Source organism: Chryseobacterium gleum, from assembly GCF_900636535.1.
GTDB classification, from domain to species: Bacteria; Bacteroidota; Bacteroidia; order Flavobacteriales; family Weeksellaceae; genus Chryseobacterium; species Chryseobacterium gleum.
In genome coordinates this window covers 79217-106144 of sequence record NZ_LR134289.1, presented here as the reverse complement: position 1 = coordinate 106144, position 26928 = coordinate 79217, and the positions used below count along the sequence as shown (strand labels likewise).

Below are 26928 nucleotides of genomic sequence, written 5' to 3'. Positions count from 1 at the left end.
ATTTCTTAAGCGTTTAGTAGTTTCTTAATATCACTTAGATGCTTAACTCTTTGTGATTTTTGTGGTTGAAAGATTTTGAATGCCAGTAACCCGGTTTAGATTCCTACGGAATGAAAATACTGGATTAGAATTTTATCTTCGCATTTGCACTCTGCCCTCTTAATCTTTTTAATTTTCGATACTTTCCAATACCGTTTTCAAAGCATTGATGAAAAGATCCGTTTCCTCTTTTTTGATATTGAGTGCCGGAAGAATCCTCAGCACCGTTTTATCATTCGAGTTTCCGGTGAAAATATGATGATCAAAAAGGAGCTCCCTCCTTACTTCTGAACAGTCCCTGTCGAGTTCTATTCCGATCATCAATCCTTTCCTTCGGATGGATTTAATATATGGTAAATCTTTAATTTCATTTTCAATATACTCACCCATTTCCTGAGCATTTGTGATAAGATTTTCATCTTTCATCACATCCAGCACAGCAATGGAAGCAGCGCAGGCAAGGTGATTCCCTCCAAATGTAGTTCCCAGCAAACCGTTACTTGCCTGGAATTTTGGATGGATCAAAACTCCGCCTACAGGAAATCCATTTCCCATTCCTTTTGCCGTAGTAATGATATCTGCTTCAACTCCAAATTCCTGATGGGCAAAAAAATATCCGCTTCTTCCGTATCCGGACTGCACTTCATCCAAAATAAGAACAGCGTCATGCTTTTCGCACAGTTCTTTGATTTTAGATAAAAATTCCGGTGTTGGAATCATAATACCTCCTACTCCCTGAATTCCTTCGATGATCACAGAAGAAATTTCATCTCCAAACTTCTCAAAAGTCTCTTCAAGCTGCTGTACATCATTCCATTCTGATTTGATAAATCTTTCGGAAAAGTTAACCGGAGCTACAATTTTTGAATTATCAGTTACCGAAACCGCCGCTGAAGTTCTTCCGTGGAATGAACCTGAGAAATACAGCACCTTGCTTTTCCCGTTATGAAATGAAGCCAGTTTTAAAGCGTTTTCATTTGCTTCAGCCCCGGAATTACATAAGAAAAGGTTATAATCTTCATACCCGGAAAGCTTTCCTAGTTTTTCTGCCAGCTCAGTCTGTAATTCATTCTGAACAGAGTTGGAATAGAAAGATATTTTTTCCAGCTGATCTTTAAGTTTATTCTGATAATACGGATGGTTGTGGCCGATAGAAATTACAGCATGACCTCCGTAAAAATCGAGATATTTTTCTCCTTTATCGTCCCAAAGAAATGATCCCTGAGCTTTTACCGGATTGATGTTGAATAATGGATATACGTTGAATAAATTCATTTTTTTGTTTTTTAACTTTTCTTTTGTCTTGAAATCGAAGATTCGATGTAGTCAAACAAAAGAAACAAAGTTCAAGACCTGGAAACTTCCGCTAAAAATTAGTTCTATTCTCTAAAAATTCTAAAACTTGTGCGAAATCCAAATTGGTTCTTTGGTTCTGTATTCTCCTCGCACTTCGAACAGTAGAATTTTCTTAACGTTCATAGAATTGATTTTCTTAACGCTACATTTTCCTAAGTCGGATTTACTTCTTGTTTAAAATTCTCAATTATTTATTGTCAATTTAAAATGCTACCGGTTTCAGGTTCAGTCCTGCATTTTCTTCCCAGTTCATGGCCAGATTCATATTCTGTACGGCCTGTCCCGATGCACCTTTTAACAAATTGTCAATCGCTGAGTGAATAACGACAACATTTCCACTCTTTTCGATCTGAATCACACAGCGATTTGTATTGACAACCTGCTTTAAATCAACTGCCTTCCTGCTTACCGTAACGAAAGGCTCCTCCGCATAAAAATCCTGATACAGTTGTTCTATTTCCTCCAGCTCTAAATCCGTCTTCATCGTGGAACTTGTAAAAATTCCCCTTGCAAAATCTCCTCTCCATGGAACAAAATTCAGGTTTACTTCTTTATTATTGAATGAAATCAGCTGTTGCAAAATCTCATCTACATGCTGATGAGTTAATGTTTTGTATGCTGAAACATTATCATTTCTCCAGGTAAAATGAGTTGTAGCCTGCAAGGACTGTCCGGCTCCTGTAGAACCTGTAATCCCTGTGGTAAAAACCTCATTTAACATTCCTTTTTCTGCCAATGGCAATAAGGCCAATTGAATTGCTGTTGCAAAACATCCCGGGTTGGCAATGCTTTTGGCAGTTGCCAGTTGTTTTTTATTGATTTCCGGTAATCCGTAGATAAAATCTCTGTTTCCGAAATTTCCTTCTAAACGGAAATCGTTTCCCAAATCAATAACCAGTGTTTCCTCTTTAACAGGATTCTGCGTTAACCAGTTTTGACTTTCTTTATGAGGCAGACACAGAAAAAGGATATCTACATCTTCAGGTTTATCTGTTAAAATCATTTCACAGACCGTCGTTAAATCCGGGTACAGATCCGAAATGCTTGTTCCCGAATTCGAACGACTATATAAAAAACTCAATGTCACATAGGGATGAAAAGCCAGTAAGCGTATTAGCTCACTTCCTGTATAACCGTTGGCACCAATAATTCCTACTGTTTTCTTCATTTTGATTCTGACAGAATTTTGTTCTGCCTTTCATTAAACCGTCCCTTCGGAACTAGTTGATATTCTGGTTAATCTGGTGGTATATATTTAAAGAATTGCTTACAATCTTAGTATATCCTTTTACATCATCGCCTGTCCATGCTCTGTTGGCTTCTCCATAACTTCCGAATTTATCGGACATCAGGTCATGATCAGATTCAATTCCATTCAAAATAAATCTGTATGGATGAAGGGTTACAAATACTTTACCGCTTACTGTTTTCTGAGAATCTGTAAGGAAAGACTCAATATTTCTCATCACAGGATCTAAGAAAAGTGCTTCGTGAAGCCAATTTCCATACCAATCAGATAACTGCGACTTCATCATTTGCTGATATTTTGAAAGCGTATGCTTTTCCAATAAATGATGCGCTTTAATGATCACCGATGCTGCTGCCGCTTCAAAACCTACCCGTCCTTTAATTCCGACAATAGTATCTCCTACGTGGATATCACGGCCGATTCCATATGCTGAAGCCAGTTCTTCTATTTTTTGAATAGCATATACAGAATGTTCAAAACTTTCTCCATTCACAGCAACTACCTCACCTTTTTTAAACTCAATCTCCAGTTCTGAAGGTTGGGTTTCTTTGATCTGAGAAGGAAAAGCTTCTTCCGGAAGATAATTTCTTGAAGTCAATGTTTCTTTTCCTCCCACAGAAGTTCCCCAAAGTCCTTTATTGACAGAATATTGCGCTTTCTGGAATTCCATTTCATAACCGTGTTCCTTCAAAAACTCAATCTCTTCCTCACGGGATAATGCCATATCGCGGATAGGCGTAATGATTTCGATATTCGGACACATTACCTGGAAGATCAGGTCAAAACGAACCTGGTCATTTCCGGCTCCTGTGCTTCCGTGAGCAATAGCATCAGCCTGTACTTCAATGGCATATTTTGCAATCTCCTGCGCCTGAATGGTACGCTCAGCACTTACAGAAAGTGGATAGGTATTATTTTTCAGTACATTCCCGAAAATCAGATATTTCACACATGAATTATAATAGTCTTCCTGAGCGTCCACACACCTGTATTCTTTTACTCCAAGGTTTAAAGCTTTTCTTTCCAATTCTTTTTCTTCTTCTTTTGAAAAACCTCCGGTATTTACAGTGACTGCATACACATCATATCCCAGTGTTTCACTAAGATATTTAGCACAGTAGGAAGTATCCAAACCTCCGCTAAACGCTAAGATGACTTTCTTTTTCATCTGGATTTTTTTTATTTTTATTAATTGCCGCATTGAATTCCCCAACAGTATCCTGTACAGAATATTTAAAATCTGCAGGGTTCATTTCATTATATTTATTTTCCGAGCGGTCATTTACCGCCTCATTCTTTTTTATATTGTCAGGAACAAACAACATCGCTGTACATAAACAGTTTTTACGTTCCTTCATCATCAGGATTTCATAGTTAACACAGTTCTTGCAGCCGTTCCAGAATTCCTCATCCTGAGTCAGTTCCGAATAGATCACTGGTTTATATCCCAGATCACTATTGATTTTCATTACTGCCAAACCTGTTGTTAATCCAAATACTTTCGCATCAGGATATTTATCTCTAGATAACTGGAAAACTTTCTGCTTGATCTGAGTCGCTACTCCCCCGTTCCTGAATTTCGGCGACACAATCAGTCCCGAATTGGCCACAAACTTCCCATGTGACCAGGTCTCTATATAACAGAAACCTACCCACTCGCCGTTTTCAGTGGCTACCACAGCATTGCCCTCTGAAATCTTCTTGCTTAAATATTCTATGGAACGTTTTGCGATTCCCGTTCCTCTACGCTGTGCAGAATCATACATTTCCTGCTGTATTTCACTCACATACATTAGATGTTCGCATGAGGAAATTTCTATTTCCATTTATTTATCTAAATTTTTTGGCAAATTTAAAATATAATTTCTTTTATATCCAAATAAAAAAGATATTTTTTTTGTTTTAAAATTTTAAACAGGTAAAATTATCTTTAAACAAAATCATACATTTGCTAATTTATTATATATTTGCTAAAATAATATAGTTATGGAAAATACCTGTCCAAGATGCAAGAGTACCAAAGTGGTAAAAAGTGGTATTGTCAATGACAAACAACGTTTTCACTGCAAAGACTGCAATTATTATTTTACCGTTAAAAAACTGGGGAAACAAATTGATGATTATTACGTCACCAAGGCTCTTCAGCTTTATCTTGAAGGCTTAAGCTACCGTGAAATTGAAAGAATCATCGGAGTTTCTCATGTTACTATAAGTTCATGGATTAAAAAATACAATATTACCAGACCCCCACACTCTGAATTCCATCCTGTCTATAAAATATTAAAGCAGAATGAACTGATCGAATATATTGCTCAGGAAGAAAACATTAAAAATTCCGGGATTATCATCACCCAATTTGCTGATAAGTATATGCTGATCAAGTGGGAAAGGTTTAAGAAGTAGAGCGGGATTCGGGTTACGGTTTACAAGTGAGAGACACCGGACCCAAGGCACAATAAAATATTAAATATCAATCACTTACAAATAATTTAAATTAAAACCCGGGATTACGAAACCCAAAACTTAAAACATAACACCAATTATAACTATATTATTACCAATAATATATATTAAATTTTCATAAACAAATTATTAATTACAATTTGGCATTCATAAAAAACAACGCCAAAAATTGATAATTTATGAAGAAATTACTTACATTTATTGGAGTAGCCTTAATCAGCAGTTCTCTATACTCACAAGGTTCTCCTGATTATGGCAGTGGCTTAAAAATCAACCTTAATCCTGATGGTGATAAATTTGTCAGATTTATTTTATGGGACCAGCTTTGGTTAAGAAACACTTCCATGAACCCGGGAAGTATGGTAGGCGGTGAACCTACAGACAATTCCTGGAGCATAGGAAACAGACGATTACGTGCTCTTACCTACGCACAGATTTCTAAAAGATACATGATTCTTCTTCACTTTGGAATCAATAACCAGACCTTTATCAATGGCGGAGCTACAGGCACTTCCGGGACAGGAGGTTACGGAAACGGAAAGAAAACCCAGCTGTTTTTTCATGATGCCTGGAACGAATATGCAGTTATTTTACCTGGAGAAGCAGGAAAATTCAGTTTATCTTTGGGAGCAGGACTTCATTACTATATGGGACTTTCCCGTATGACCATGGCTTCCACTCTTAATTTCCTTACATTAGATTCTCCTGTATTTTCATGGCCGTTAATTGATAATTCCGATCAGTTCGCAAGACAGCTTGGAATGTTCGCCAAAGGGAAATACGGAAAACTCGAATACCGCTTTAGCTTAAATAAACCATTTGCTACAGATCTCGTTCCTGTGAACGTGACAGATCCTTCAAAAGCAATAGCCGTTGACAATAACGGAAATCCTAGTTTTTCCAAAGCAGGATATGTTGAATATCAATTTCTTGATGAAGAATCCAACACTCTTCCTTTTAAAGTAGGATCTTACCTTGGAACAAAGAAAGTCTTTAATGTAGGCGCCGGTTTTTATCACCAGGCTGACGGCACAAGGACTTCCGTCAATTCAAATATTGAAAAGCATGACATTACTCTTTTTGCTGTAGATGCATTTGCAGATATTCCTTTGGGTGAGGCAAAAAACAAAATGGCTCTTTCTGCCTATGCCGGATATTATAATTACAATTTCGGACCCAATTATGTAAGAAATCTGGGAACGATGAATATTGCAGCATCTGACCCTAATTTTATAGGGAATAAAGCCATCGCAGGACCGGGGAATCTGCAACCCACCATCGGGACAGGTAATATTATCTACGCACAGGCAGGTTTACTCTTACCAAGTCAGGCAGAAAAGCCAAAGATCAGAATACAGCCTTTTGCGGCATATACTCACAAAAACTTTGAGGCTTTTGATAAATCATCCTCCCAGTTTGATGTCGGTGCCAATTGGTTTATAGACGGACATCATGCGAAAATAACGACACAATATTCAACAAGACCGGTTTACACAAGTCCTACGGAAAGCCCATCTTCAAAAGGAGAATTCATTGTACAGTTTCAAATCTACCTTTAAAATTTGAACCATTAAGAATAGTAAAGAATTTAAGATAAGTTAAGCTCCATCAAAGATGGATAGCAAGAATACCACTGAATAAAATAGCTTTAGCTATCATCTCAAATTATTCTTATCAACTTAAAATCCCTTAATGGTTTAAAACAAATTAAATTCCTATTCCACTAACATCAAAAACTAATCAATATGAGCGAAAATCATCACGAAAGCTACGAAAATATGACCGACAGGCAGAAAAACCGCACCATCTGGAGCGTTATCACAGCCTCCTCCCTCGGTACACTGATAGAATGGTATGACTTTTACATCTTCGGAAGTCTTGCCATTGTCTTAGCGACCAAATTTTTCCCTGCAGTCAATCCTACAGCCGCATTCTTATCTACTCTTGCAACTTTTGCTGCCGGATTTGTAGTAAGACCTTTCGGGGCTTTATTTTTCGGGAGACTGGGAGATCTTATCGGAAGAAAATATACTTTCCTTGTGACACTGCTGATCATGGGTTTTTCCACTTTCCTGATAGGGTGTATTCCAAGTTATGAAACCATTGGGTTTCTGGCACCGGTCTTAGTTTTAATTTTAAGATTGCTTCAGGGGCTAGCTCTTGGAGGTGAATATGGAGGTGCTGCTACCTATGTTGCAGAATACGCTCAACCTCATCGAAGAGGTTACTGGACGTCATGGATCCAGACTACTGCAACAGCAGGACTTTTTATTTCATTAATTGTTATTCTGATCACCAAAACCACTCTTTCCGCAGAAGAATTTGACACCTGGGGATGGAGAGTTCCTTTCTGGATTTCCATTCTGATGGTAGCCGTATCTTACATCATCAGAAAGAATATGAAAGAGTCTCCGCTTTTTGCGAAAGCTAAAAGCGAGGGAAAAACGTCTAAAAATCCTTTAAAGGAAAGTTTCGGAAACAAATACAACTTCAAGTTTGTATTATTGGCTTTATTCGGAGCTGCGATGGGACAAGGTGTCATCTGGTATACAGGACAGTTCTATGCCATGAGTTTCCTTCAAAAGGTCATGAATGTAGAATCTGCTCAGGTAGATTCATTAATGGCTACCGCTTTATTCTTAGGAACACCTTTCTTTGTCTTTTTCGGATGGCTGTCTGATAAAATCGGAAGAAAAGCAGTGATGATGACTGGCATGCTGGTTGCCATTTTAGCGTACAGGCCTATTTATGACAGTATGTTCAAAAGTGTGAGCCTTGAGAATAAAACGGTTGCTTCCAATGGAATTACTGAAAAAAGAACAGCAAAAATCCATAACGATATTGCAACAGACAGCCTGGTTACTTTCCACAAGGAAACCCTTTATACAGACGGAACCCTGATTAAAAAAGACAGTATCGTTCACTGGTCGCCTTCAGGAGTTGTTATGAAAGACGGAAAAGCCGAAGAGCCTAAAGTTTCCCAAAGCTTACAATTAAGTGACAACACCAAATGGTACCTCGTCTTCCTTGTATTCATCCAGGTAATATTTGTAACCATGGTATACGGACCTATCGCAGCTTTCCTTGTTGAAATGTTCCCTGTGAGAATCCGATACACCTCAATGTCGCTACCTTACCATATCGGAAATGGAGTTTTCGGAGGCCTTCTTCCGGCAGTGGCAACTTATCTTGTAACCACCGGAAAAGAAGCAGGGCATGCAACATGGTATCTTGAAGGATTATGGTATCCTATCGGAGTGGCTACGGTATGTCTCATCATCGGATTGTTTTATCTTAAAAATAAGAACAATAATCTTCACGATTAAGTACTGAATCACTCAAATTTTTATTAATTTTAAAACTACTAAAATGAACGGACTAAAAAAAATATTAGGCATTCTCTGGATCACCATTGCTGTAATCGTAGGATATTTCGGAATTACCGTACTGGGAATCCCGAAAATAACTTCCGGAAAGCAGGAAGATCTGGTTTTTGGCATCATCATTCTTTTTGTGCTGATGCCGATTATCTCTGGCGGAATGGCAGTTTTTGGATATTATGCATTAAAAGGAGAATATTCTGACGACAAAATTTAAAGCAATATAAAAAACAGATAATTGATGGATGCCGCATTCATCAATTATCTTTTATCAAAGAATCATTTATGAAAAAAAGACACGAACAAAAACTTATCATACTGAGCATAGGACTTATGATTGCTTTCAGTATTCCTGTTTCACTGCTTTTCAATAGTGACAGGGAGGTTTTGGGCTATCCTATGATTCTTATTTATATGTTCGTGGTATGGATGATTTCCATTATCATTTCTTTGGTAATTGTAAAAAGGTATGATGAGTAGTTTCGCCTTATTTTTTGTGGTTTTGTTTTATCTGGCTCTTCTGTTCTTAGTTGCTTATTTAGCAGAGAAGAAAAGAAGTAAGATCTGGATCAACAACCCCTATATTTATGCTTTGTCTCTTGCCGTTTATTGTACTGCGTGGACGTATTATGGAAGCATAGGCGTTGCAGCAACAAGCGGATTAAATTACCTTCCGATCTACATTGGCCCTATTATGATTATTCCGGCATGGATCTATATCAACACCCGGATTGTAAGAATTTCAAGGGTCAACAAAATAAGCAGCCTTGCCGATTTTATCTCATTGAGATACGGGAACAGCAGAAGCCTGAGTGCTATTATCACGGTGGTTTGCCTGCTGGCCATTGTTCCTTATATCGGACTGCAGATCAAAGCTATTTCTGAAACCTTCCATCTGGTAACGGAAACTCCGATGTCTAACGATATCCTGACCGATAATGCAACTTTTGTGGTAGTTTTAATTGCTTTATTTTCATCTTATTACGGAACACGATATGTTGATGCTTCCGAAAAAAGACTGGGAATTATCTCTGCAATTGCATTGGAAAGTTTTTTAAAACTATTTTTTATCATCATTCTCGGATTTTTTGTCATTTATTATGTCTTTGACGGGTTCTCAGACATTTATGAAAAAGCCAGCAAGTTTGCAGATTTTAAAGAAAAAAATACCTTTAACGGAATTGAAGGCGCTATGAACTGGATGGTTTTATGCATGATTTCCGCTACAGCCATATGCATTTTACCAAGACAGTTTCACACTGCGATTGTTGAAAACAGACAGGAAAAGCATATCAGAACAGCCATTTGGTTTTTCCCGCTTTATCTTTTGATCTTTACCGTATTTATTTTTCCCATTGCCTGGGGCGGCAGGTTGATTTTTGACGGACAAAAAGTAAATCCTGAGTTCTACTCTATTCTGATTCCACAGCATTTTGACAACACCTTAATCACGGTATTTGTATTTCTGGGAGGACTGAGTTCATGTATTTCCATGATTATTATTTCTGCTATTACTTTATCCATTATGCTTTCCAACAACCTCATCATTCCATACGGATTGCTGGGAAAACTAAAGTCTGAAAATGAGGAACAAAACACCAGAAGCATTACCAATATCAGGAAATTCAGCATTTTCGCTTTGATCATCATGGCTTTTGCTTTCTATAAATATTTCATTCTGAAAACTTCACTGGATTCAGTAGGATTAATCTCCTTTGTGGTCATTGCACAGCTGGCTCCGGCATTTTTCGGGGCTCTATTCTGGAGAAGAGGAAGTTATAAAGGCGCTGTTACAGGTCTTATAGCGGGATTAATAATCTGTTATTTCGGATTGATTATTCCTCAGTATTATTTTTCTTACAACCAGGAATTCAAAGGAGTGCTGAGAGATATGTATAATGCTTTCGGTTTTTTCACAATTCCTTATCTGGGAAGAATTCCGCAGATCTTCTTCTGGTCGATGCTTGTAAATACCGGCTTGTTTACTATTATTTCGGTAAGCTCAAAAGGAAATTACCGAGAAAGGAATTTTGCTGAACTCTACGTTGATATTGACAAATATATTCAGAATCATGAAAATGCTTTCATCTGGCGCGGAACAGCCTATATTTCGGATATCCGGAATATTCTTGAGCGTTTTTTAGGTAAAAATAAAACAGAACAGGCCTTAAGAATTTTTAATTTAAAATATAACATCGATTCCAATACGGAGACTGCTGATTCAAGGTTTATCAAATTCTCAGAAAACCTTTTAGCGGGCAGAATCGGGACTGCTTCCGCAAAAATATTGATTGAAGGTGTCACCAAAGAAGATAAAATATCCTTAAAAGAAGTACTGAATATCCTTGAAGAATCCAAAGAAAATATCAGCCTAAACAAGAAACTTACAGAACAGTCTGAAGAACTGCAGAAACTTTCTGATGACTTAAGAAATGCCAACGAAAGTCTTATTATCAAAGACCGCCAGAAAGATGATTTCCTGGATTCTGTTGCCCATGAGCTGAGAACTCCGATTACAGCCATCCGCTCTGCAGGAGAAATTTTAGCGGATGACGACGATATTCCTTTTGACATTAAACAGGAATTTTTAAACAACATCATTACAGAATCTGACAGATTAAGCGAAATTATCAACGATATACTTTACCTGGACAAACTGCAACATGGTGAAATCTCTTTACATATTCAGGAAAACAACATTCTTGAGACTTATAAAAAAGCATTAAATCCGCTTCTTCACCTGATACAGCAGAAAAACATTCATTTAAGCGAAGTAAATCTCCTGAATCAGTTTATATTTGAATATGATGAAGCGAGAATGATTCAATTGTTTCAGAATATCTGGGGAAATGCTTTAAAATTTACAGATGAACAAGGCACCATCCAGACCAAGTTATTTGAAAAAGATGAACAGCTCGTGATTACCATTTTCAATACCGGGAAACATATTCCCGAAGAGGATCTGGAAATGATTTTTGACAAGTTTTATCAGTCAAAGAATCAGAATATTTTAAAACCTACGGGAAGCGGACTGGGACTGGCCATTTCCAAAAAGATAGTACAGGCACTTGGAGGAAGTATAAAAGCAGAAAACAGCGGACTGGGCGTAACTTTCACCATAAGCATTCCCAAAAAAACTAAAAATGAGATTATAAATGAAGTTGAACACCATTAAAACCTTTTTATGAGAAAGATCATTATTGCGGATGACGAACACAAAATATTAATGTCGCTGGAATACAGCTTTAAGAAAAACGGATATGACGTTTATATTGCCAGAGACGGCACAGAAGTTCTCGACTTTTTGAAAACAATGGTTCCGGATGTCATTCTTCTTGATATTATGATGCCGAACCTTGATGGATACAGCACTTTGGATATTATCAGACAGGATGAAAAACTGAAAGGTACCAAAGTGATCTTTCTGAGCGCTAAAAATAATCCCAGGGACATTGAAAAAGGACTGGAAATGGGCGCAGATGCTTACGTCACAAAACCGTACTCCATCAAAAAACTGATGCAGCAGATTGAGGAGATGTTTTAGATTGCTTCGCCTCCGGCCGGCAATGACATAGCTTAACCAAACACAAGATTATTGACATGAAAACAGATACCTTATTTAAACAAAGCATAGAAAATAAAGAAGACTTCTGGAGAGAACAGGCAGGAAAAATACAATGGTTTGAATTTCCCCAACAGATCCTTTCAAAAGACGAAAATAATTACCCACAGTGGTTTTCTGATGGAAAACTTAACATGTGCTACTTATGTATCGATAAACATATTGAAGACGGATTTGGAGATCAGATTGCCATCGTTTATGATTCCCCTGTTACCAGCCAAAAGAAAACCTTCACTTTCAATCAGGCGAAAGAGGAAATTGCAAAGCTGGCTGGCGGATTGATTTCTTTAGGGCTAAAAAAAGGAGATACAGCCGTTATTTATATGCCCATGATTCCGCAGACGCTTTTTGCCATGCTGGCGTGTGCAAGAATCGGAGTCATTCATAATGTGGTTTTCGGAGGCTTTGCTCCCCACGAGCTTGTGGTAAGAATTGATGACTGCAAACCTAAAGTTTTAATCACTGCTACAGCCGGTGTGGAAATTGCCAAAAGAATTCCTTACCTGCCACTGGTAGAAAAAGCGATTGAGCTGGCTCAGGATAAAGTAGACAATATCGTTGTATACAATAGAAGATTAGTGGATAATCAGGATGAGATGTTTGACGGATTAATCGATTATGAAGAACTGGTAGAGAAATCAGCTCCGGCAGAATGTGTTTCTGTAGAATCTACCCATCCGCTTTACCTGCTTTACACTTCAGGTACTACAGGAAAGCCTAAAGGTATTGTTCGTGATACCGGAGGATATGCCACTGCATTGCAATTCTCAATGACCTATGTGTATGGTGTTGAGCCGGGAGAAACCTATTGGGCAGCTTCAGACTTTGGCTGGGCTGTAGGACACAGTTTTTCGGTGTACGGACCACTAATCAACAGGAATACGACGATTATTTTCGAAGGAAAGCCTGTCATGACTCCTGATGCCGGAACTTTCTGGAGAATTATCTCAGAATATAAAGTTTCGGTGATGTTTACGGCACCTACTGCGATCAGAGCTATAAAAAAAGAAGACCCGAACGGGGAACTGGTAAAAAAATACGATTTAACCCACTTCAGGAAACAGTTTCTTGCAGGCGAAAGATGTGATGTAGCCACTTTGGACTGGTTTGCAGAGCATATTGGTGTTCCGGCAATAGATCATTGGTGGCAGACAGAATCCGGATGGCCTATGCTTGGACTGCTGACTCATGATGAAAATTATCAGATCAAAAGGGCATCTGCCGGAAAACCTGTTCCCGGATATGATATTAAAATCTTTGATGAAAATGGCTTTGAACTGGATCCTCACCATGAAGGTTATCTAGTGATCAAGCTTCCTCTCCCACCCGGCGCCATGCTTGGAATCTGGAAAGACTATGACCGTTTTGAAAGCAGCTACCTTTCTCAGTACAAAGGATACTATTTCTCAGGAGACGGCGCCATACAGGATGAGGACGGCTATATTTTCATTACAGGACGAGTGGATGACGTAATCAACGTGGCAGGCCACAGACTTTCCACTTCTGAAATGGAAGAAATCGTTTCTTCACATCCGGACGTTGCCGAATGCGCTGTAGTAGGTATTGATGATGATTTAAAAGGGCAGGTTCCTTTTGCAACAGTAGTTCTAAAAAACGGCTCAGCTATTTCCGAAGAAGACATAGAGAGAGACATTATTCAGATGGTACGCAACAAAATCGGAGCGGTAGCTTTTCTTAAAAATGCCATGGTTGTCAAACGATTACCAAAAACCAGGTCAGGAAAGATTTTAAGAAAGCTGATCAGGACGTTACTGGATGGGAAAGATTTCCAGATTCCATCAACGATTGATGATGAAAAAATCATTGATGAAATTCAGGAAAAAATCAAAGAATATAGGGCTTAAACGGGAAATTAAACATAAATTTAAAATATAATAAATTCAAATTTCAAAAAACGAAAGGGATATGAGAAATTACTTGATAGAAGATTTACCACAATATTTTGAAGACTATAAAAAATCTATCAAAAACCCAAAAAAATTCTGGGATAAGGTAGCGGATCAGAATTTCGTGTGGTACCAGCGATGGAGCAAGGTTGTTAAGTACGATATGAATGAAGCCAAAATCACATGGTTTAAAAATGCAAAGCTCAACATTACCAAAAACTGTATCGACAGGCATCTGGCAATAAGAGGAGATAAAACGGCTATCATCTGGGAACCCAATGATCCTAAAGAAGAAGCACAACACATTTCTTACAACGAACTCTATACACGTGTCAATAAAACAGCCAATGTGCTTCGTGACATGGGTATTGAAAAAGGAGACAGAGTCTGCATTTACCTTCCCATGATCCCTGAGCTTGCCATTACCATGCTTGCCTGCGCCAAACTGGGTGCTGTACATTCTGTTATTTTTGCAGGATTCTCGGCTTCAGCAGTAGCTTCCAGAGTGAATGACTGTGAAGCGAAAATGGTCATTACTTCTGATGGAAGTTATAGAGGAAATAAAGTTCTTGATCTTAAAAGCATAGTAGATGATGCATTGGAAAAGACACCAACTGTTGAAAGTGTTCTTGTGGTAAAAAGAACCCACAATGAAATTAAGATGAAGGAAGGAAGAGATCATTGGATGGCTGATTTGTATGAAAAAGCATCTCCTGATTTCGTCACTGTAATCATGGATTCCGAAGATCCGCTCTTCATTCTATATACTTCCGGATCTACAGGAAAACCAAAAGGAATGCTTCATACCTGCGCCGGCTATATGGTGTACACTGCTTATACCTTTAAAAATGTATTCAATTATAAGGAAAATGATATTTATTGGTGTACTGCGGATATCGGATGGATTACCGGACATTCTTATATCCTTTACGGACCTTTATTGAATGGAGCAACAACAGTAATTTTCGAAGGCGTTCCTACTTATCCTGAACCGGATCGTTTCTGGGAAGTGATTGAAAAGCATAAGATCACTCAGTTTTATACCGCTCCTACCGCCATCCGTTCTTTAGCAAAAGAGAGTGCAGAATGGGTAGATAAGCATGACCTTAGTTCTCTTAAAGTAATCGGTTCTGTGGGTGAACCTATCAATGACGAGGCATGGCATTGGTTCAATGATCACGTCGGAAGAAAAAAATGCCCGATTGTAGACACCTGGTGGCAGACCGAAACAGGAGGAATTATGATTTCACCGCTTCCTTTTGTGACCCCCACCAAACCTACCTATGCTACCCTTCCATTACCAGGTATACAGCCTGTCCTGATGGATGATAAACGAAATGAAATTACAGGTAACCAGGTAACCGGAAATCTTTGCATCCGTTTTCCATGGCCGGGAATCGCAAGAACTATCTGGGGAGACCATCAAAGATATAAAGAAACGTACTTCACAGCCTTTCCGGGCAAATATTTTACCGGAGACGGTGCATTAAGAGATGAAGTTGGTTATTACAGAATTACAGGCCGTGTAGATGATGTGATCATTGTTTCAGGACACAACCTTGGGACTGCTCCTATTGAAGACAGCATCAACCAGCACCCTGCCGTTGCAGAATCCGCTATCGTAGGCTATCCTCACGATATCAAAGGAAATGCACTGTATGGATATGTAATGCTTAAAGAAACCGGGGAAAGCCGTGATAAGGAAAACCTGAAAAAAGAAATTAACCAGCTGATTTCAGATCAGATCGGCCCGATTGCCAAGCTGGACAAGATACAGTTTGTTTCCGGGCTTCCGAAAACGCGTTCCGGAAAGATTATGCGTAGGATTCTGAGAAAAATTGCAGAAGGTGATTTCAGTAATTTCGGAGATATCACTACTCTTTTGAATCCTGAAATTGTAGAGGAAATTAAAAACGAAAGAATTTAATTAATCATTATTTAACCAATAGTGGGCCCTGGGAGTTATTTCCGGGGCTTTTGTTTATGGATAAAATAAATTAAGCCAAACTACCTCGCTCTTCCCCTACCTCACATAAATATTGTAACTTAATAACGTAGATTTCATTATTTTTATACCATGAACACTCTGATTTATAGTACTGTAATTCACATGATCATATGGATAATCTTAATTATACAATAGAAATTACTTAAAATAAAACTTCATGATAATTAGGCTATTAACTAAACTGCGCTACTATATTTTTGAAAGAAAATCAAAATGGAATTATTTAATAATTATAATAATGATTTCTCCTATATTTATTTATATATATAATAAACAGTCTCCTGTTAAGGTTGGCAATTACACAATTGGGTATGCTACAAAGATGTATTGGGCCAATAATATCCTATAAGAGAATTAGATTTAATTACACTGTAAATGGGAAAAATTATAAAACTACAAATATTTATGCACAAGATCCTGAAGCGAAAATACCTGCAAGGTACTTGGTACAATTTTCTTTAGAAGATAATTCATTTTCTAACATTTACCCGAATATTCCGATTCCTGATAGTATACAAAAATCACCTCCGGAAGGTTGGAAAACACTTCCTGAATGGGCAAAAAAATAATTGGTAATGAAATGAAATTTATGTAGGACAATCACAACATTATCCAATCACTAAAATTAAACACCCGTTCAATAATTATTCTCAAACATTATCTACATCTATTAAAAACCAAATATTAATTAACAAATTTTATTGGATCAAATACAATGATAATCGGAAAATTATTAGTAACTTTAATGGTAACTTAAAACCAATTAACTATGTCAAATATATTAGCTGGACTATTTGAGCATCACAGCGACTACAAAAAATTAGAGGGTGATCTGGAAAATTCAGGATTTGGAAATGAAGATTACATTATATACCTTAATAGTGATTCTAATAATTCACAATACCTGGCAAGTGTTACGGTAAAAGATAATACACAGATTGACCTTGCACGGAATGTATTTATTCAGAATGCGGCCCTGAAATCATACTTATTTGAAAATATGAGCATCAGTGAGACAAATTATGATACGATCAAAAAATATATTGACGCAAGAAACAGAGCAGAAATTCATAACAGTCCTGACATTAAGATTAAAACATCAAGCGATGGGATGAATTCTGAAGTAAAATTCTAATCATATAAAAACTTGATAACCGGAGATCCGCAGTGTATGCTGCGGATCTTTTATGTTTGAAAAAAGTAAAAAAATTCGTATTTTCGTCTAATTATAGGCATGTGCACAAATGAGTTACGATTTAGAACAAGAGAATAAGGAAATCCTTGCAAGATATAAGGATCTGATTTCTAACACATACAGAACGTTGGATGAGGAAAATAATAAGCTCATCCGAAAGGCATTCGATATCGCTCTGGACGCTCACAAGGATCAAAGGAGAAAATCCGGGGAACCTTACATCTACCACCCTATTGCTGTTGCTAAAATTGTAGCGACAGAAATTGGTCTGGGTGCAACTTCTATTGCTTGTGCCCTTTTGCATGACGTGATTGAAGACTCTGATTATACCTACGAAGATCTGAAGAAGATCTTTGGAGAAAAGATTGCCAATATCGTGAATGGACTTACCAAGATTTCCATCATGAACCATCAGAATATTTCTGTGCAGTCTGAAAACTACAGAAAACTGTTATTGACCTTATCCGAAGACTTCAGGGTGATTCTGATTAAAATTGCAGACCGCCTCCACAATATGCGGACTCTGGAGAGTATGGCCCCGGACAAACAGAAAAAAATCGCTTCTGAAACGGTTTATATCTATGCTCCGATGGCTCACCGTCTTGGTTTGTATAACATCAAATCTGAGCTGGAAGATCTTTCTTTAAAATATAACAATCCTGAAGTATATAACGAAATCACGGAAAAATTGGAATTAGCCAAAGAAAGCCGTGAAAGATATATCGAAGAGTTCAAAAAAGAAGTATCCGAAAGATTACATGAAGAAGGTTTGAACTTTAAAATCAAAGGCCGCGCAAAAGCCATTTCCTCTATTTACAGGAAAATGCTGAAGCAGGGAGTCTCCTTTGAAGAAGTTTTTGACAATTATGCCATCAGAATTATTTATAAATCGGATGCAAAAAATGAAAAATTCCTTGCCTGGAAGATCTACTCCATCGTTACAGATGTATACCACAGTAACCCTTCCAGAATGCGTGACTGGATTACACAGCCCCGCTCCACTGGATATGAAAGTTTACATTTAACGGTTTTAGGTCCAGATAAAAAATGGATTGAAGTACAGATCCGTTCTGAAAGAATGGATGAAATTGCTGAAAAAGGAGTTGCCGCACACTATAAATACAAAGAAGGTTACAAACAGAGTTCCGATGACAGAAACTTTGAAAAATGGGTAACCGAGATCCGTGAAGTATTGGAGCAACAGCAAAATCTTTCCACTTCCGAACTTTTGGATAATATTAAGCTTAACTTATATTCCAAAGAGGTATTTGTCTTTACACCAAAAGGAGAGATTAAAATTCTTCCTACCAATGCTACAGCTCTGGATTTTGCCTTCTCTGTTCACTCCGATCTGGGAATGAAATGTTTAGGAGCTAAAATCAATGGTAAGCTGGTGCCTATTTCCTATATCCTTCAAAACGGAGATCAGGTAGATATCCTTTCCTCTCAGAATCAGAAACCAAAATCTGACTGGCTGGAATTTGTGGTGACCTCAAAAGCAAAATCCAAAATCAAGAGTTACCTGAATTCTCAGAAAAATCAGCTTGTAGAAGAAGGAAAAGAAATCCTGCAGCGAAAGCTCCGTCATGCGAAAATCAATTTCAATGATGAAGAAATTAACAAGCTGCAAAAGTTCTTCAATTTAAAATCATCTCAGGAACTGTTCCTTAAATTCCAAAGCAATGAGCTGGATGTCAGCAGCCTGAGAAAATATATAGAAAGTAAAAACGTATTCAATAATTTACTTTCAAGATTCAGAAAATCACCTAATAAAAGCCACCATTTCGAGGAACCGAAAGAGGAAAACCTTGATATGATTGTCTTTGGGAAGGATGAAGAGAAGCTTAACTACAGCTACGCAAAATGCTGTACCGTAATTCCGGGAGATAAAATTTTCGGATTTATCACCATTTCAGATGGAATTAAGGTACACAGTGACAACTGCCCGAATGCTATTAATCTTAGAGCTCAGTACGACTACCGTGTAATTCCTGCTAAATGGGTGAATGCGGAAAGCTTCAAAAACAGGGTGAAAATTGAGATTGAAGGTCTGGACAGAATGGGGATGATTAATGATATCACAACGGTCATCAGCGGAAGCATGGGAATGGATATGAAAAGTATGTCCATTGAATCCAATAACGGTGTTTTCACAGGAAATATCAATCTGGAAGTCAAAAATAAAGGTCAGCTCGAAGAGACCTTTAGAAAACTTAAAAGTATTAATGGTGTTTCCAGAGTGAGACGACTACAATCATAACATGAATTTATCTCTTTACTTTAAAAAATTTTTCAACAACAGTCAGTCATCAGGAATTATTCTTATTTTCTGTGTACTTATTTCATTGTTTATTGCCAACTCCTCTGCTGCAGAAAATTTTCAGCAATTTTTAGACAAAGAAGTGGGCACCCATCTTTTCGGGCTTAAATATCCTGTCAGCATCTGGATCAATGACGGATTAATGGCTATATTCTTCCTTCTGGTAGGCCTTGAAATAAAACGGGAACTTATAGAAGGAGAACTTTCATCCTTTAAAAATGCCTCCCTGCCCATTTTTGCAGCAGTAGGCGGAATGCTTGTCCCGGCGGTAATTTACAGCATTTTCAATACCGGAACAGAATACAGCAACGGCTGGGGAATTCCTATGGCAACAGATATTGCTTTCTCTTTGGCGATCATTTCAATGCTGGGTAAAAAGATTCCGAATTCTATCAAAATATTTTTGGCAGCACTGGCTATTGTAGATGATCTGGGAGCTATTCTCGTGATTGCCATTTTCTATACTGAGCAGATTCACTGGAGTTATCTTCTGTTATCTTTTGGAGTAACGGCCTTACTTTTTATCTTAAACTTTTTAAAAGTAACCAGAATTATATTTTATATCATTCCGGGACTGTTTTTATGGTACTTCCTCCATCATTCCGGAATTCACGCCACTATAGCAGGTGTTTTACTTGCATTTTCAATTCCTACCAATGCTTCCAACGTAGAAATATCACCTTTGGAAAAACTGGAGCATCAGCTCCATATTCCGGTAAGTTTTCTGATTATGCCGATATTTGCACTAACAAATACCAATATCACTTTTTCCAACGAAATGGTGACGGGAGTTACAAGTACATTAGGATTGGGAATTATCTGCGGGCTGGTATTGGGCAAACTTCTTGGCATCAATTTATTCTCATTGATTGCCATCAGATTAAAGCTTAGTTCCCTACCCCAGAACAGCAATTGGCTGCAGATGATTGGTGTAGGTCTGCTGGCTGGTATTGGATTTACAATGTCTATTTTTATTGCATTGCTCTCCTTCAAAGAAGAGATACCAATTCAGGACGAAGCTAAGTTTGCCATTCTGATTGCTTCCTTTATTGCTGCAATTGCCGGATTTACCATCCTGAGCATAAGTTCAAAAGAAAATCCTGAACTGGAGGAAAATTAATCTTTCTTCCGGTTCTCCAGCTTTCTTTTATGTTCCTCATCACCATCAAAATCCGGCTCAGTAACCTGTGCATGATATTCTGAGGCTTCTTTGCGGATTTCATCTGACAGCAGCTTTTCTATTCTGAGTTTTCTGATTGCCATATTCAGCTCATTCCCGAATAAAAGAAGATACACATTTACATTCACCCATACCATCAGCAGGATCATACTTCCTATGGATCCGTAAAGAACGTTATACCGTGCAATATCCTTTACATAAATGGCAAAAATATAAGTTGTTACCACAAACAGTACAGTAGTCAGGATAGCTCCCGGAACCGCCTGACGGAATCTTGTGATTTTCACTGTTCCCAGCCAGTAAAATAATGTCAGAAGTATAAAGTAAAAAAGCGGGAAAGAAACGAAACCAATAATCTTGGAAAGGTTATCTACTAGCCAGGTGATTTCATAAGCCGGCGTAAAAGGCCGCATAACAACCTCCGCATAGTAAACACCAAAGAGGGCTAGAAACACGATGGTAATAAAGCCAATTGTAATAAAAAAGGAAAGAATGAATTCTTTTACATCGCTCAGCTTTTCATCCGAATTTTCATTGAAACCATTAATCAGGGAAAAAGTTCCGTTGGTTGCAAAAAGCAAAGCCAGCAAAATGGTCAGATTACTGATCCCTTTCATATTGGGAACAATATTGGCCTCAATATATCCTCGTATATCCCCTTCCATATTAGAAGGAAAAACATTGTGCATCAATACTTCAAAAATATAAAACTGCAGCTTGGCATAATGCGGCATATAAGGCAAAACCGAAAGCAGGAAGAGAATAAACGGAAACAGACTTATCGTAAAGCTCCAAGAAATAGCAGCTGCTTTTCTTCCTATTTTCCCTTTAAAAATTCCGGAGATATAAATCTGAAACATCTGCCAAAGCGATATTCCCAAAACAGGAATATGGATGCTGTCGAAAAACTCTTGAATCTTTAAAATAAATTTAGGAACCTTTACACTCATCGATCTGTTTGTCTTTGATACAAAGGTAGGGGAATTAAATTAAATGGGAAAAGATAGAAGGTAATAGGTAGCAGGAATTAGGACTACAAAATTTAGAGTTCAAAGTTTAAGGTTTAGAGTTTAAAGCTATGAGTTAATCAGTAACAAAAACAAAACCGAATCACGCAACTCGCAACCCGTAACCCCACAACAAAACAATCAACAACTTTGATCTTCCCCTCCTAAAGCCCTATCTTTGCAGCCTGAAACATCTTACAATGCGAATCAGCCTACTTTGTATCGGTAAAACAGATGATAAGGAAATTACCTCTTTGATCAGTTATTACCTTAACCGCCTGCCCAAACACTGGAATTTTGAAATCATTGAAATTCCGGATGTAAAAAATGCTAAGAACCTGTCTCCCGACCTTCTTAAAAAAGAAGAAGCTAAATTATTTTTAAATCATATTGATAAAAACGATCTGGTTGTCATTCTTGATGAGAAAGGGAAACAGTTTACCAGCCGGGAATTTTCAGCAAAGATTGATGTATGGATGAATTCTTCAGTAAAAAAAGTACATATTCTGATTGGAGGTGCTTACGGCTTTTCTGAGGAAATCTACAGCAGAGCCAATGAAAAAATGTCTTTATCCAAAATGACTTTTACCCATCAGATGATCCGCCTGTTTATTGTGGAGCAGCTTTACCGTGCAGATCAGATTTTGCAGGGAAAACCTTATCATAACGATTAAAAGAAAACCCTTCCGGATTCAGGAAGGGTTCATATTTTTCAGATTTTGATTTCATTTACTTATCGGGATCTGTTATTTTAAGCTGAGCTGCCTCTTTGCTTCACCTATGACAAAAGCAACGGAATTGGCAATATTAAAACTCCTGATAAGTTTTGACATAGGAATGGTCAGATGATTATCAAAACGGTCCAGAACATCTTTACTCAGCCCTGCACTCTCCTTTCCGAAAACCAGCCAGTCCCCATCCTGGAAATCAGTTTCCAGATAGGATTTTTCAGCATGTGAGCTCATTAAAAAAACACGTGATCTATCAGGAACAGTTTCAATCCATTCTTCTATATCTGCATATTCTGAAACATCAAGATGTACCCAATAATCCAGACCGGAACGCTTCAGGTTTTTATCATTAATTACAAATCCAAATGGATGTACCAGGTGCAATCTGCTTTCAGTCCCCACACACAATCTTCCGATATTCCCTGTATTATTAGGTATTTCGGGTTCTACAAGAACAATATTCAACATCTTTCTATTCTTAATTCTTTTTTTAACAGTTACACCAGTTTGGTTTTAGTATGGATTAATTAAATGATTGGGAAGGATCAGTTTTCTGTTATTTTTTTGCACATTTAGCGTAAAAATCAGTCAGCACCGCTTTTTCATATCCCAAAGCAACTGCTTTGTCAAGATTTTCGCAGGCTTCTTTTGGCTTGGAAGTATCAAACAAAATCATAGCCTTGCTTACATAAGACTGCGAAAATTTCGGGTCTATAGAAATAGCTTTATTGGCATCGGCCAGCGCCTCCTTGTATTTTTTCATTTTAAAATAAACATCTGCCCGCCCGTTATATAGCAATGATTCCGGTTTTTCAGCAAGAAGCTGATTATAATCTTTTAAAGCTCCATCCAGATCACCATTATTTTTTTTCAGATTGGCAAGCCCTGTTTTTGCAAAAATATTGTCCGGAGCAAAAGTCAGAATCTGGTTAAGATCTTTAATCGCAAGATCTTCTTTTCCCTGGCTGTCGTAGATTTTGGAACGGGTAAGATATAAATCTACTGTTTCAGGATTTACTTTGAGTCCTTTCTCTATATATTCCAGGGCCTTCACTTTGTTTCCTTTCTGGCTGTAAAGTGATGACAGATTGACGTATACAGAAACTGCCAAAGGGTTTGCTTTCAGAGCAGAATCATAAGATTTAAAAGCCTGAGTGGTTTTCCCAAGCCTTCTCTGTGCTGTTCCCAGATAATCGTAATATTCTGATTGAAATTTTTGGATCTGTTCTTTCTCTGCCAGTTTTAAGTATTGCTCTTCGGCACACTTATAATCAGCTTTTTTAAAACATTCTTCCGCCAGTTTTTTATCCTGGGCATAGAAATTAAGAGAAAAACAGAGGGAAGTTACTAATAATAAAGTTTTTTTCATGAAGTTATAGTTTGTTTGTTGATCACTTTTTTGGCGAGTGCACCAAATATCACTCCCAATAAAGATCCAACAAACGCCCCCACCAAAATATCTATCGGGAAATGCACACCTAAATATATACGGCTGTAGGAAACTACCACAGCCCATACAAATATAGCATATGGAAACCATTTAAGCTTATTTTTTAATAAAATACTTAAAAAGGAAGCCAAAAAGAATGTATTGGAAGCATGGGCAGAATAAAAGCCATACTGTCCTCCGCATTTCACGATTCTCATGTGATGTTCCAGAGTGGGGTCATGACAAGGTCTGAGTCTTGCCACACCATATTTGAAGACACCGGCCAGCTGGTCAGAAACCGTTGCGCCAATTGCCAGAAATATAAGGATAAAAACTAACGATCTTAGTTTATAGTTTTTGTATAAAAAATAAAGAAATATAATATAAAGGGGCACCCAGATCCAGGTACTTGAAATCAGCATCCAAAACTGGTCAAAAGATGAATTGCCCAAATTATTAAGGTAGAGAAATACCTTTTTATCTTCCTGAATGATTTCCTCCATCGTTATCTGCTTACAGGTCCTTCGTAAGTCTCATCATCTGCAGGTTTTGGTTTTGGAGGCTCATTAGAAGCAACAGAAGAGGGCTCCGTAAGAATATCTTTTTTGATATCATTCACAGGATTGAAATCTTTGGCAGCATCTTTCACCTTCTCAATTTCACGCTTGATTTCAGAAACAGGATTATCTGTTTCCTTCATGATTTCAGTTTTGATATCTTCTACCGCTCCACGCATTTTTCTAACGCCTGCACCTAAGTCACGCGCAATCTGAGGCAGTTTATCCGGACCGAATAATACAACGATTGCAATGGCAATGAGTGCCATTTCTCCAATGCTTAATTCCATGCGGTAAAATTACGAAAGATTATTCCATTTACAGACTGTAAACTAAAAATTTAAACAAATTTTAAGATTTTATATCAGGGTTCAATGTTTAAGGTTTAAAGTTGCTGACTGTATTTTACGGGTTACGGTTTGCGTGATCCGGGTTTGTTTTGTTGCTGGCTGACTGATAACCTTAAACGCTAGCCTTGAACTTTAAACCTTAAACCTTAAACCTTAAACCTTGAACTTTAAGCTCCCTACCCTCTAATTCCTGCTATCTGCCACCTATAAATTAACAAATATTTAATTCAAAACAATGAGAATTAAATAATAATTCTGTATATTTATAACACACAAACCAATAAATATTAATTATGAAAAAACTAGTGACTACTTTTAAAGTTTTCGCCGTCTTATCGGTATTAACTCTCAACAGCTGCCGGAATGAAAGCAGTGAAATGAACCAGCAGGAAACAGTTCAGTCAAAGGTAACTGTTGCTGATCTGAAGAAGGAGATTACTTCTCTTCCATCTCAAATTGTCCCAGAAGCAGTTCAGCACCAACTGGATGAATCCGGAAAAAATCTTGAAGCCTATCTGAAAAATGATTTACAGATTACAGGAGTACATGTATTGGGTAAAATTTCATCACAGCAAGGTGTTGAGCTTTCCAAAAAACTGATCACAGATAAAGACCAGTTTATTGCATCAGGAAACATCATGGATCCTTCTTCTGTAAAAATCGGGAAAATCGGAGATCTGTACGAGGGAGAAAATCTGACAACAGCACAACAGGGATTAAATGAAGCAATCACAGAAGAGCTAAAAGCCGGAATCAATGTTATGGAAATAACATGGAACAGTAAAAGCGGGAAATTTACCACATTATGCTTTTATGGTGATTCAGGTATTGTCTGGGATAATATTTTCGGAGGTCTTGTTATGATGGATACGCGTGGACATTCAGAAGCATCTGATGAAGTTTCTAAAGTAGCTTCCAAATGGTATAAACAGTGGTGGACCGCTAACTGGTTATGGGGATCTAAGAGAGGTGAAGCCGGATACCAGATTACCATTTATTATTCCGGTTCTACAGTGTCCAATGCAGATGTAAGTGATTGGGGTTATATCAGCTTAGGAAAAGCGAAAAGCGAGAGTAAAATTACAAAAAGGACAGGTGCTTACGGGCAATGCCGTTATGCATTGGGACTTTGTACTCCTACAGGTTCTTTAAGCTTTAATTCCACTAATTTTTCTGTATCATTCTCCGGATTGGGCAGCAATATAGTAAGTAACGGGACAAAATCCCTTTATCCATAATTCTCATAAAAATCTGATTAATAAAACCGGGAAGCCTTTACAAGCTTCCCGGTTTTTTATAGGTTATATTTTCTGATACTACCATATTCTAACTTTTGATTTCAGGGCTTCTATTGCATTTTCCTTTAATCCGAAAGTATTAAACAGTATTTCATACAACTGAATATCATTTTCTATCGTTACAGACTCTTTCGCACCATCATCAGACCTGATGTTCAGGATGTGATCCGTATAAGTATAACGGGCATTCTCATCTACTTTTGAGAGGATCAGCTTATTCTTAAAATGCGAATCCGGATGTGTAGACAGGTACCAATTTGAAATCTCAAGATCAATAAGCTCTACATGCTCAGGGATGAAGCGATATACCGGAAGCCATTGCTCTTTCCACATCCAAAGGATATATGTATTTTCTCTGTGCGAAACTTTAAATATTCCGTTGGGTGTCTGCTGCTGATCTTCTTCATTTAAAAGTATTGGAGAAGTAAGTGTAGCAGTTCCAAATCCACAGTCTACAACATACTTTTTATCTTCAAAATCAACAATAAGCAGCAAATGTGTCTGTGCAGCAACACTGTCTTCTTGTCTTCCCCATACTACCCTTCCCAGCTGAAGCTTTACATTAAATCCTAAATATTTTAAAACTTCACTTAAAAGCAGGTTTTGTTCATAACAATATCCTCCTCTTGATTCAACAACCAGTTTTTTAAAGACATCATCTGCATTCAAAGAAGGTACTTTCTCTGTATAAGGGTCTATATTTTCAAACGGGATATGTTTGGGATGAAGCTGATGAATTTTCTTCAATGTTTCCATATTCATTTCCGGAATACCGGAGAAATGAATCCGTTCGAGATACTTTTCAAGATCTGATGCATTCATAATTTTGTTTTTCCT

25 protein-coding genes are annotated in these 26928 nt (G+C 37.6%); 15 read left to right on the top strand and 10 right to left on the bottom strand.

Annotation, left to right across the window (positions count from 1 at the left end):
- Positions 1 to 168: 168 nt before the first annotated feature.
- From EL165_RS00430 to EL165_RS00415, 4 genes are all read right to left on the bottom strand, one after another.
- A complete protein-coding gene (locus EL165_RS00430; protein ID WP_002980298.1) occupies positions 169 to 1314 on the bottom strand; it encodes an aspartate aminotransferase family protein in 1146 nt (381 codons plus the stop codon).
- A gap of 283 nt (positions 1315 to 1597) precedes the next feature.
- Positions 1598 to 2563 (bottom strand): N-acetyl-gamma-glutamyl-phosphate reductase, encoded by a 966-nt coding sequence (argC, locus tag EL165_RS00425; RefSeq protein ID WP_002980300.1) that lies wholly within the window; start codon positions 2561 to 2563, stop codon positions 1598 to 1600.
- A 52-nt stretch (positions 2564 to 2615) separates the two neighbouring features.
- Positions 2616 to 3812, bottom strand: coding sequence for an argininosuccinate synthase (gene argG, locus EL165_RS00420; protein WP_041461830.1), 1197 nt, complete (start codon positions 3810 to 3812; stop codon positions 2616 to 2618).
- Positions 3784 to 4470 (bottom strand): GNAT family N-acetyltransferase, encoded by a 687-nt coding sequence (locus EL165_RS00415; RefSeq protein WP_002980303.1) that lies wholly within the window; start codon positions 4468 to 4470, stop codon positions 3784 to 3786. The genes argG and EL165_RS00415 overlap by 29 nt, the downstream gene beginning before the upstream one ends.
- Positions 4471 to 4630: 160 nt before the next feature.
- Between EL165_RS00415 and EL165_RS00410 the strand changes: the two genes are divergently transcribed.
- The 13 genes from EL165_RS00410 (at position 4631) to nhaA (ending at position 20659) form a co-directional block, all read left to right on the top strand.
- Complete coding sequence (locus tag EL165_RS00410; protein ID WP_002980305.1) at positions 4631 to 5047, top strand: IS1/IS1595 family N-terminal zinc-binding domain-containing protein; 417 nt, start codon at positions 4631 to 4633, stop codon at positions 5045 to 5047.
- A 239-nt stretch (positions 5048 to 5286) separates the two neighbouring features.
- Complete coding sequence (locus EL165_RS00405) at positions 5287 to 6666, top strand: hypothetical protein (RefSeq protein WP_002980306.1); 1380 nt, start codon at positions 5287 to 5289, stop codon at positions 6664 to 6666.
- A 186-nt stretch (positions 6667 to 6852) separates the two neighbouring features.
- A complete protein-coding gene (locus EL165_RS00400) occupies positions 6853 to 8433 on the top strand; it encodes an MFS transporter (RefSeq protein WP_002980308.1) in 1581 nt (526 codons plus the stop codon).
- Between the two features lie 43 nt (positions 8434 to 8476).
- Entirely contained in the window at positions 8477 to 8704 is a 228-nt protein-coding gene (locus EL165_RS00395) for a DUF6814 family protein (protein ID WP_002980310.1), read from the top strand.
- A 68-nt stretch (positions 8705 to 8772) separates the two neighbouring features.
- Entirely contained in the window at positions 8773 to 8967 is a 195-nt protein-coding gene (locus EL165_RS00390) for a hypothetical protein (protein WP_002980312.1), read from the top strand.
- Positions 8960 to 11662, top strand: a complete 2703-nt coding sequence (locus EL165_RS00385) for an ATP-binding protein (protein ID WP_041461516.1) — start codon at positions 8960 to 8962, stop codon at positions 11660 to 11662. The genes EL165_RS00390 and EL165_RS00385 overlap by 8 nt, the downstream gene beginning before the upstream one ends.
- Before the next feature lie 9 nt (positions 11663 to 11671).
- On the top strand, positions 11672 to 12031 hold the full coding sequence (locus EL165_RS00380) for a response regulator transcription factor (protein ID WP_002980316.1): 360 nt from the start codon (positions 11672 to 11674) through the stop codon (positions 12029 to 12031).
- A 56-nt stretch (positions 12032 to 12087) separates the two neighbouring features.
- Entirely contained in the window at positions 12088 to 13974 is a 1887-nt protein-coding gene (locus EL165_RS00375; protein ID WP_002980318.1) for an AMP-binding protein, read from the top strand.
- A gap of 61 nt (positions 13975 to 14035) precedes the next feature.
- A complete protein-coding gene (gene acs / locus EL165_RS00370) occupies positions 14036 to 15943 on the top strand; it encodes an acetate--CoA ligase (RefSeq protein ID WP_002980320.1) in 1908 nt (635 codons plus the stop codon).
- Between the two features lie 371 nt (positions 15944 to 16314).
- Positions 16315 to 16593: a hypothetical protein gene (locus EL165_RS00365; protein ID WP_041461517.1), complete on the top strand. Its 279-nt coding sequence runs from the start codon at positions 16315 to 16317 to the stop codon at positions 16591 to 16593.
- A gap of 200 nt (positions 16594 to 16793) precedes the next feature.
- Entirely contained in the window at positions 16794 to 17159 is a 366-nt protein-coding gene (locus tag EL165_RS00360) for a hypothetical protein (RefSeq protein ID WP_002980325.1), read from the top strand.
- A gap of 109 nt (positions 17160 to 17268) precedes the next feature.
- Entirely contained in the window at positions 17269 to 19479 is a 2211-nt protein-coding gene (locus tag EL165_RS00355; RefSeq protein ID WP_002980327.1) for a RelA/SpoT family protein, read from the top strand.
- 1 nt (position 19480) lies between these two features.
- Positions 19481 to 20659 (top strand): Na+/H+ antiporter NhaA, encoded by a 1179-nt coding sequence (nhaA, locus tag EL165_RS00350; protein WP_002980329.1) that lies wholly within the window; start codon positions 19481 to 19483, stop codon positions 20657 to 20659.
- Here nhaA and EL165_RS00345 read toward each other — a convergent pair.
- The gene (locus tag EL165_RS00345) at positions 20656 to 21669 is read right to left on the bottom strand and encodes a YihY/virulence factor BrkB family protein (protein ID WP_002980331.1); all 1014 of its coding nucleotides are present in this window, start codon (positions 21667 to 21669) and stop codon (positions 20656 to 20658) included. The two genes, nhaA and EL165_RS00345, sit on opposite strands and share 4 nt — an antisense overlap.
- Before the next feature lie 257 nt (positions 21670 to 21926).
- Between EL165_RS00345 and EL165_RS00340 the strand changes: the two genes are divergently transcribed.
- On the top strand, positions 21927 to 22400 hold the full coding sequence (locus EL165_RS00340) for a 23S rRNA (pseudouridine(1915)-N(3))-methyltransferase RlmH (protein ID WP_002980333.1): 474 nt from the start codon (positions 21927 to 21929) through the stop codon (positions 22398 to 22400).
- Positions 22401 to 22472: 72 nt separating this feature from the next.
- Here the strand turns inward: EL165_RS00340 and EL165_RS00335 are convergent, their stop codons facing one another.
- From EL165_RS00335 to EL165_RS00320, 4 genes are all read right to left on the bottom strand, one after another.
- Positions 22473 to 22925, bottom strand: coding sequence for a tRNA (cytidine(34)-2'-O)-methyltransferase (locus EL165_RS00335; RefSeq protein WP_002980335.1), 453 nt, complete (start codon positions 22923 to 22925; stop codon positions 22473 to 22475).
- 88 nt (positions 22926 to 23013) lie between these two features.
- Positions 23014 to 23826, bottom strand: coding sequence for a tetratricopeptide repeat protein (locus EL165_RS00330; RefSeq protein WP_002980338.1), 813 nt, complete (start codon positions 23824 to 23826; stop codon positions 23014 to 23016).
- On the bottom strand, positions 23823 to 24389 hold the full coding sequence (locus EL165_RS00325) for a phosphatase PAP2 family protein (protein ID WP_002980340.1): 567 nt from the start codon (positions 24387 to 24389) through the stop codon (positions 23823 to 23825). Before EL165_RS00325 ends, EL165_RS00330 begins: the two co-directional genes overlap by 4 nt.
- Before the next feature lie 2 nt (positions 24390 to 24391).
- Positions 24392 to 24733 (bottom strand): Sec-independent protein translocase subunit TatA/TatB, encoded by a 342-nt coding sequence (locus tag EL165_RS00320; RefSeq protein ID WP_002980342.1) that lies wholly within the window; start codon positions 24731 to 24733, stop codon positions 24392 to 24394.
- 353 nt (positions 24734 to 25086) lie between these two features.
- On the opposite strand from EL165_RS00320, the gene EL165_RS00315 reads away from it, so the two are divergent.
- Positions 25087 to 26031, top strand: coding sequence for a hypothetical protein (locus EL165_RS00315; protein ID WP_002980344.1), 945 nt, complete (start codon positions 25087 to 25089; stop codon positions 26029 to 26031).
- 78 nt (positions 26032 to 26109) lie between these two features.
- Here EL165_RS00315 and EL165_RS00310 read toward each other — a convergent pair whose 3' ends face one another.
- Positions 26110 to 26913: an arylamine N-acetyltransferase family protein gene (locus EL165_RS00310; protein WP_002980345.1), complete on the bottom strand. Its 804-nt coding sequence runs from the start codon at positions 26911 to 26913 to the stop codon at positions 26110 to 26112.
- Between the last annotated feature and the right edge of the window lie 15 nt (positions 26914 to 26928).

What these genes read in the sequence shown, in the direction of transcription:
- EL165_RS00430 (WP_002980298.1), bottom strand. Translation starts at nt 1,314, where the DNA reads ATGAATTTATTCAACGTATATCCATTATTCAACATCAATCCGGTAAAA.
- argC (WP_002980300.1), bottom strand. Translation starts at nt 2,563, where the DNA reads ATGAAGAAAACAGTAGGAATTATTGGTGCCAACGGTTATACAGGAAGT.
- argG (WP_041461830.1), bottom strand. Translation starts at nt 3,812, where the DNA reads ATGAAAAAGAAAGTCATCTTAGCGTTTAGCGGAGGTTTGGATACTTCC.
- EL165_RS00415 (WP_002980303.1), bottom strand. Translation starts at nt 4,470, where the DNA reads ATGGAAATAGAAATTTCCTCATGCGAACATCTAATGTATGTGAGTGAA.
- EL165_RS00410 (WP_002980305.1), top strand. Translation starts at nt 4,631, where the DNA reads ATGGAAAATACCTGTCCAAGATGCAAGAGTACCAAAGTGGTAAAAAGT.
- EL165_RS00405 (WP_002980306.1), top strand. Translation starts at nt 5,287, where the DNA reads ATGAAGAAATTACTTACATTTATTGGAGTAGCCTTAATCAGCAGTTCT.
- EL165_RS00400 (WP_002980308.1), top strand. Translation starts at nt 6,853, where the DNA reads ATGAGCGAAAATCATCACGAAAGCTACGAAAATATGACCGACAGGCAG.
- EL165_RS00395 (WP_002980310.1), top strand. Translation starts at nt 8,477, where the DNA reads ATGAACGGACTAAAAAAAATATTAGGCATTCTCTGGATCACCATTGCT.
- EL165_RS00390 (WP_002980312.1), top strand. Translation starts at nt 8,773, where the DNA reads ATGAAAAAAAGACACGAACAAAAACTTATCATACTGAGCATAGGACTT.
- EL165_RS00385 (WP_041461516.1), top strand. Translation starts at nt 8,960, where the DNA reads ATGAGTAGTTTCGCCTTATTTTTTGTGGTTTTGTTTTATCTGGCTCTT.
- EL165_RS00380 (WP_002980316.1), top strand. Translation starts at nt 11,672, where the DNA reads ATGAGAAAGATCATTATTGCGGATGACGAACACAAAATATTAATGTCG.
- EL165_RS00375 (WP_002980318.1), top strand. Translation starts at nt 12,088, where the DNA reads ATGAAAACAGATACCTTATTTAAACAAAGCATAGAAAATAAAGAAGAC.
- acs (WP_002980320.1), top strand. Translation starts at nt 14,036, where the DNA reads ATGAGAAATTACTTGATAGAAGATTTACCACAATATTTTGAAGACTAT.
- EL165_RS00360 (WP_002980325.1), top strand. Translation starts at nt 16,794, where the DNA reads ATGTCAAATATATTAGCTGGACTATTTGAGCATCACAGCGACTACAAA.
- EL165_RS00355 (WP_002980327.1), top strand. Translation starts at nt 17,269, where the DNA reads ATGAGTTACGATTTAGAACAAGAGAATAAGGAAATCCTTGCAAGATAT.
- nhaA (WP_002980329.1), top strand. Translation starts at nt 19,481, where the DNA reads ATGAATTTATCTCTTTACTTTAAAAAATTTTTCAACAACAGTCAGTCA.
- EL165_RS00345 (WP_002980331.1), bottom strand. Translation starts at nt 21,669, where the DNA reads ATGAGTGTAAAGGTTCCTAAATTTATTTTAAAGATTCAAGAGTTTTTC.
- EL165_RS00340 (WP_002980333.1), top strand. Translation starts at nt 21,927, where the DNA reads ATGCGAATCAGCCTACTTTGTATCGGTAAAACAGATGATAAGGAAATT.
- EL165_RS00335 (WP_002980335.1), bottom strand. Translation starts at nt 22,925, where the DNA reads ATGTTGAATATTGTTCTTGTAGAACCCGAAATACCTAATAATACAGGG.
- EL165_RS00330 (WP_002980338.1), bottom strand. Translation starts at nt 23,826, where the DNA reads ATGAAAAAAACTTTATTATTAGTAACTTCCCTCTGTTTTTCTCTTAAT.
- EL165_RS00325 (WP_002980340.1), bottom strand. Translation starts at nt 24,389, where the DNA reads ATGGAGGAAATCATTCAGGAAGATAAAAAGGTATTTCTCTACCTTAAT.
- EL165_RS00320 (WP_002980342.1), bottom strand. Translation starts at nt 24,733, where the DNA reads ATGGAATTAAGCATTGGAGAAATGGCACTCATTGCCATTGCAATCGTT.
- EL165_RS00315 (WP_002980344.1), top strand. Translation starts at nt 25,087, where the DNA reads ATGAAAAAACTAGTGACTACTTTTAAAGTTTTCGCCGTCTTATCGGTA.
- EL165_RS00310 (WP_002980345.1), bottom strand. Translation starts at nt 26,913, where the DNA reads ATGAATGCATCAGATCTTGAAAAGTATCTCGAACGGATTCATTTCTCC.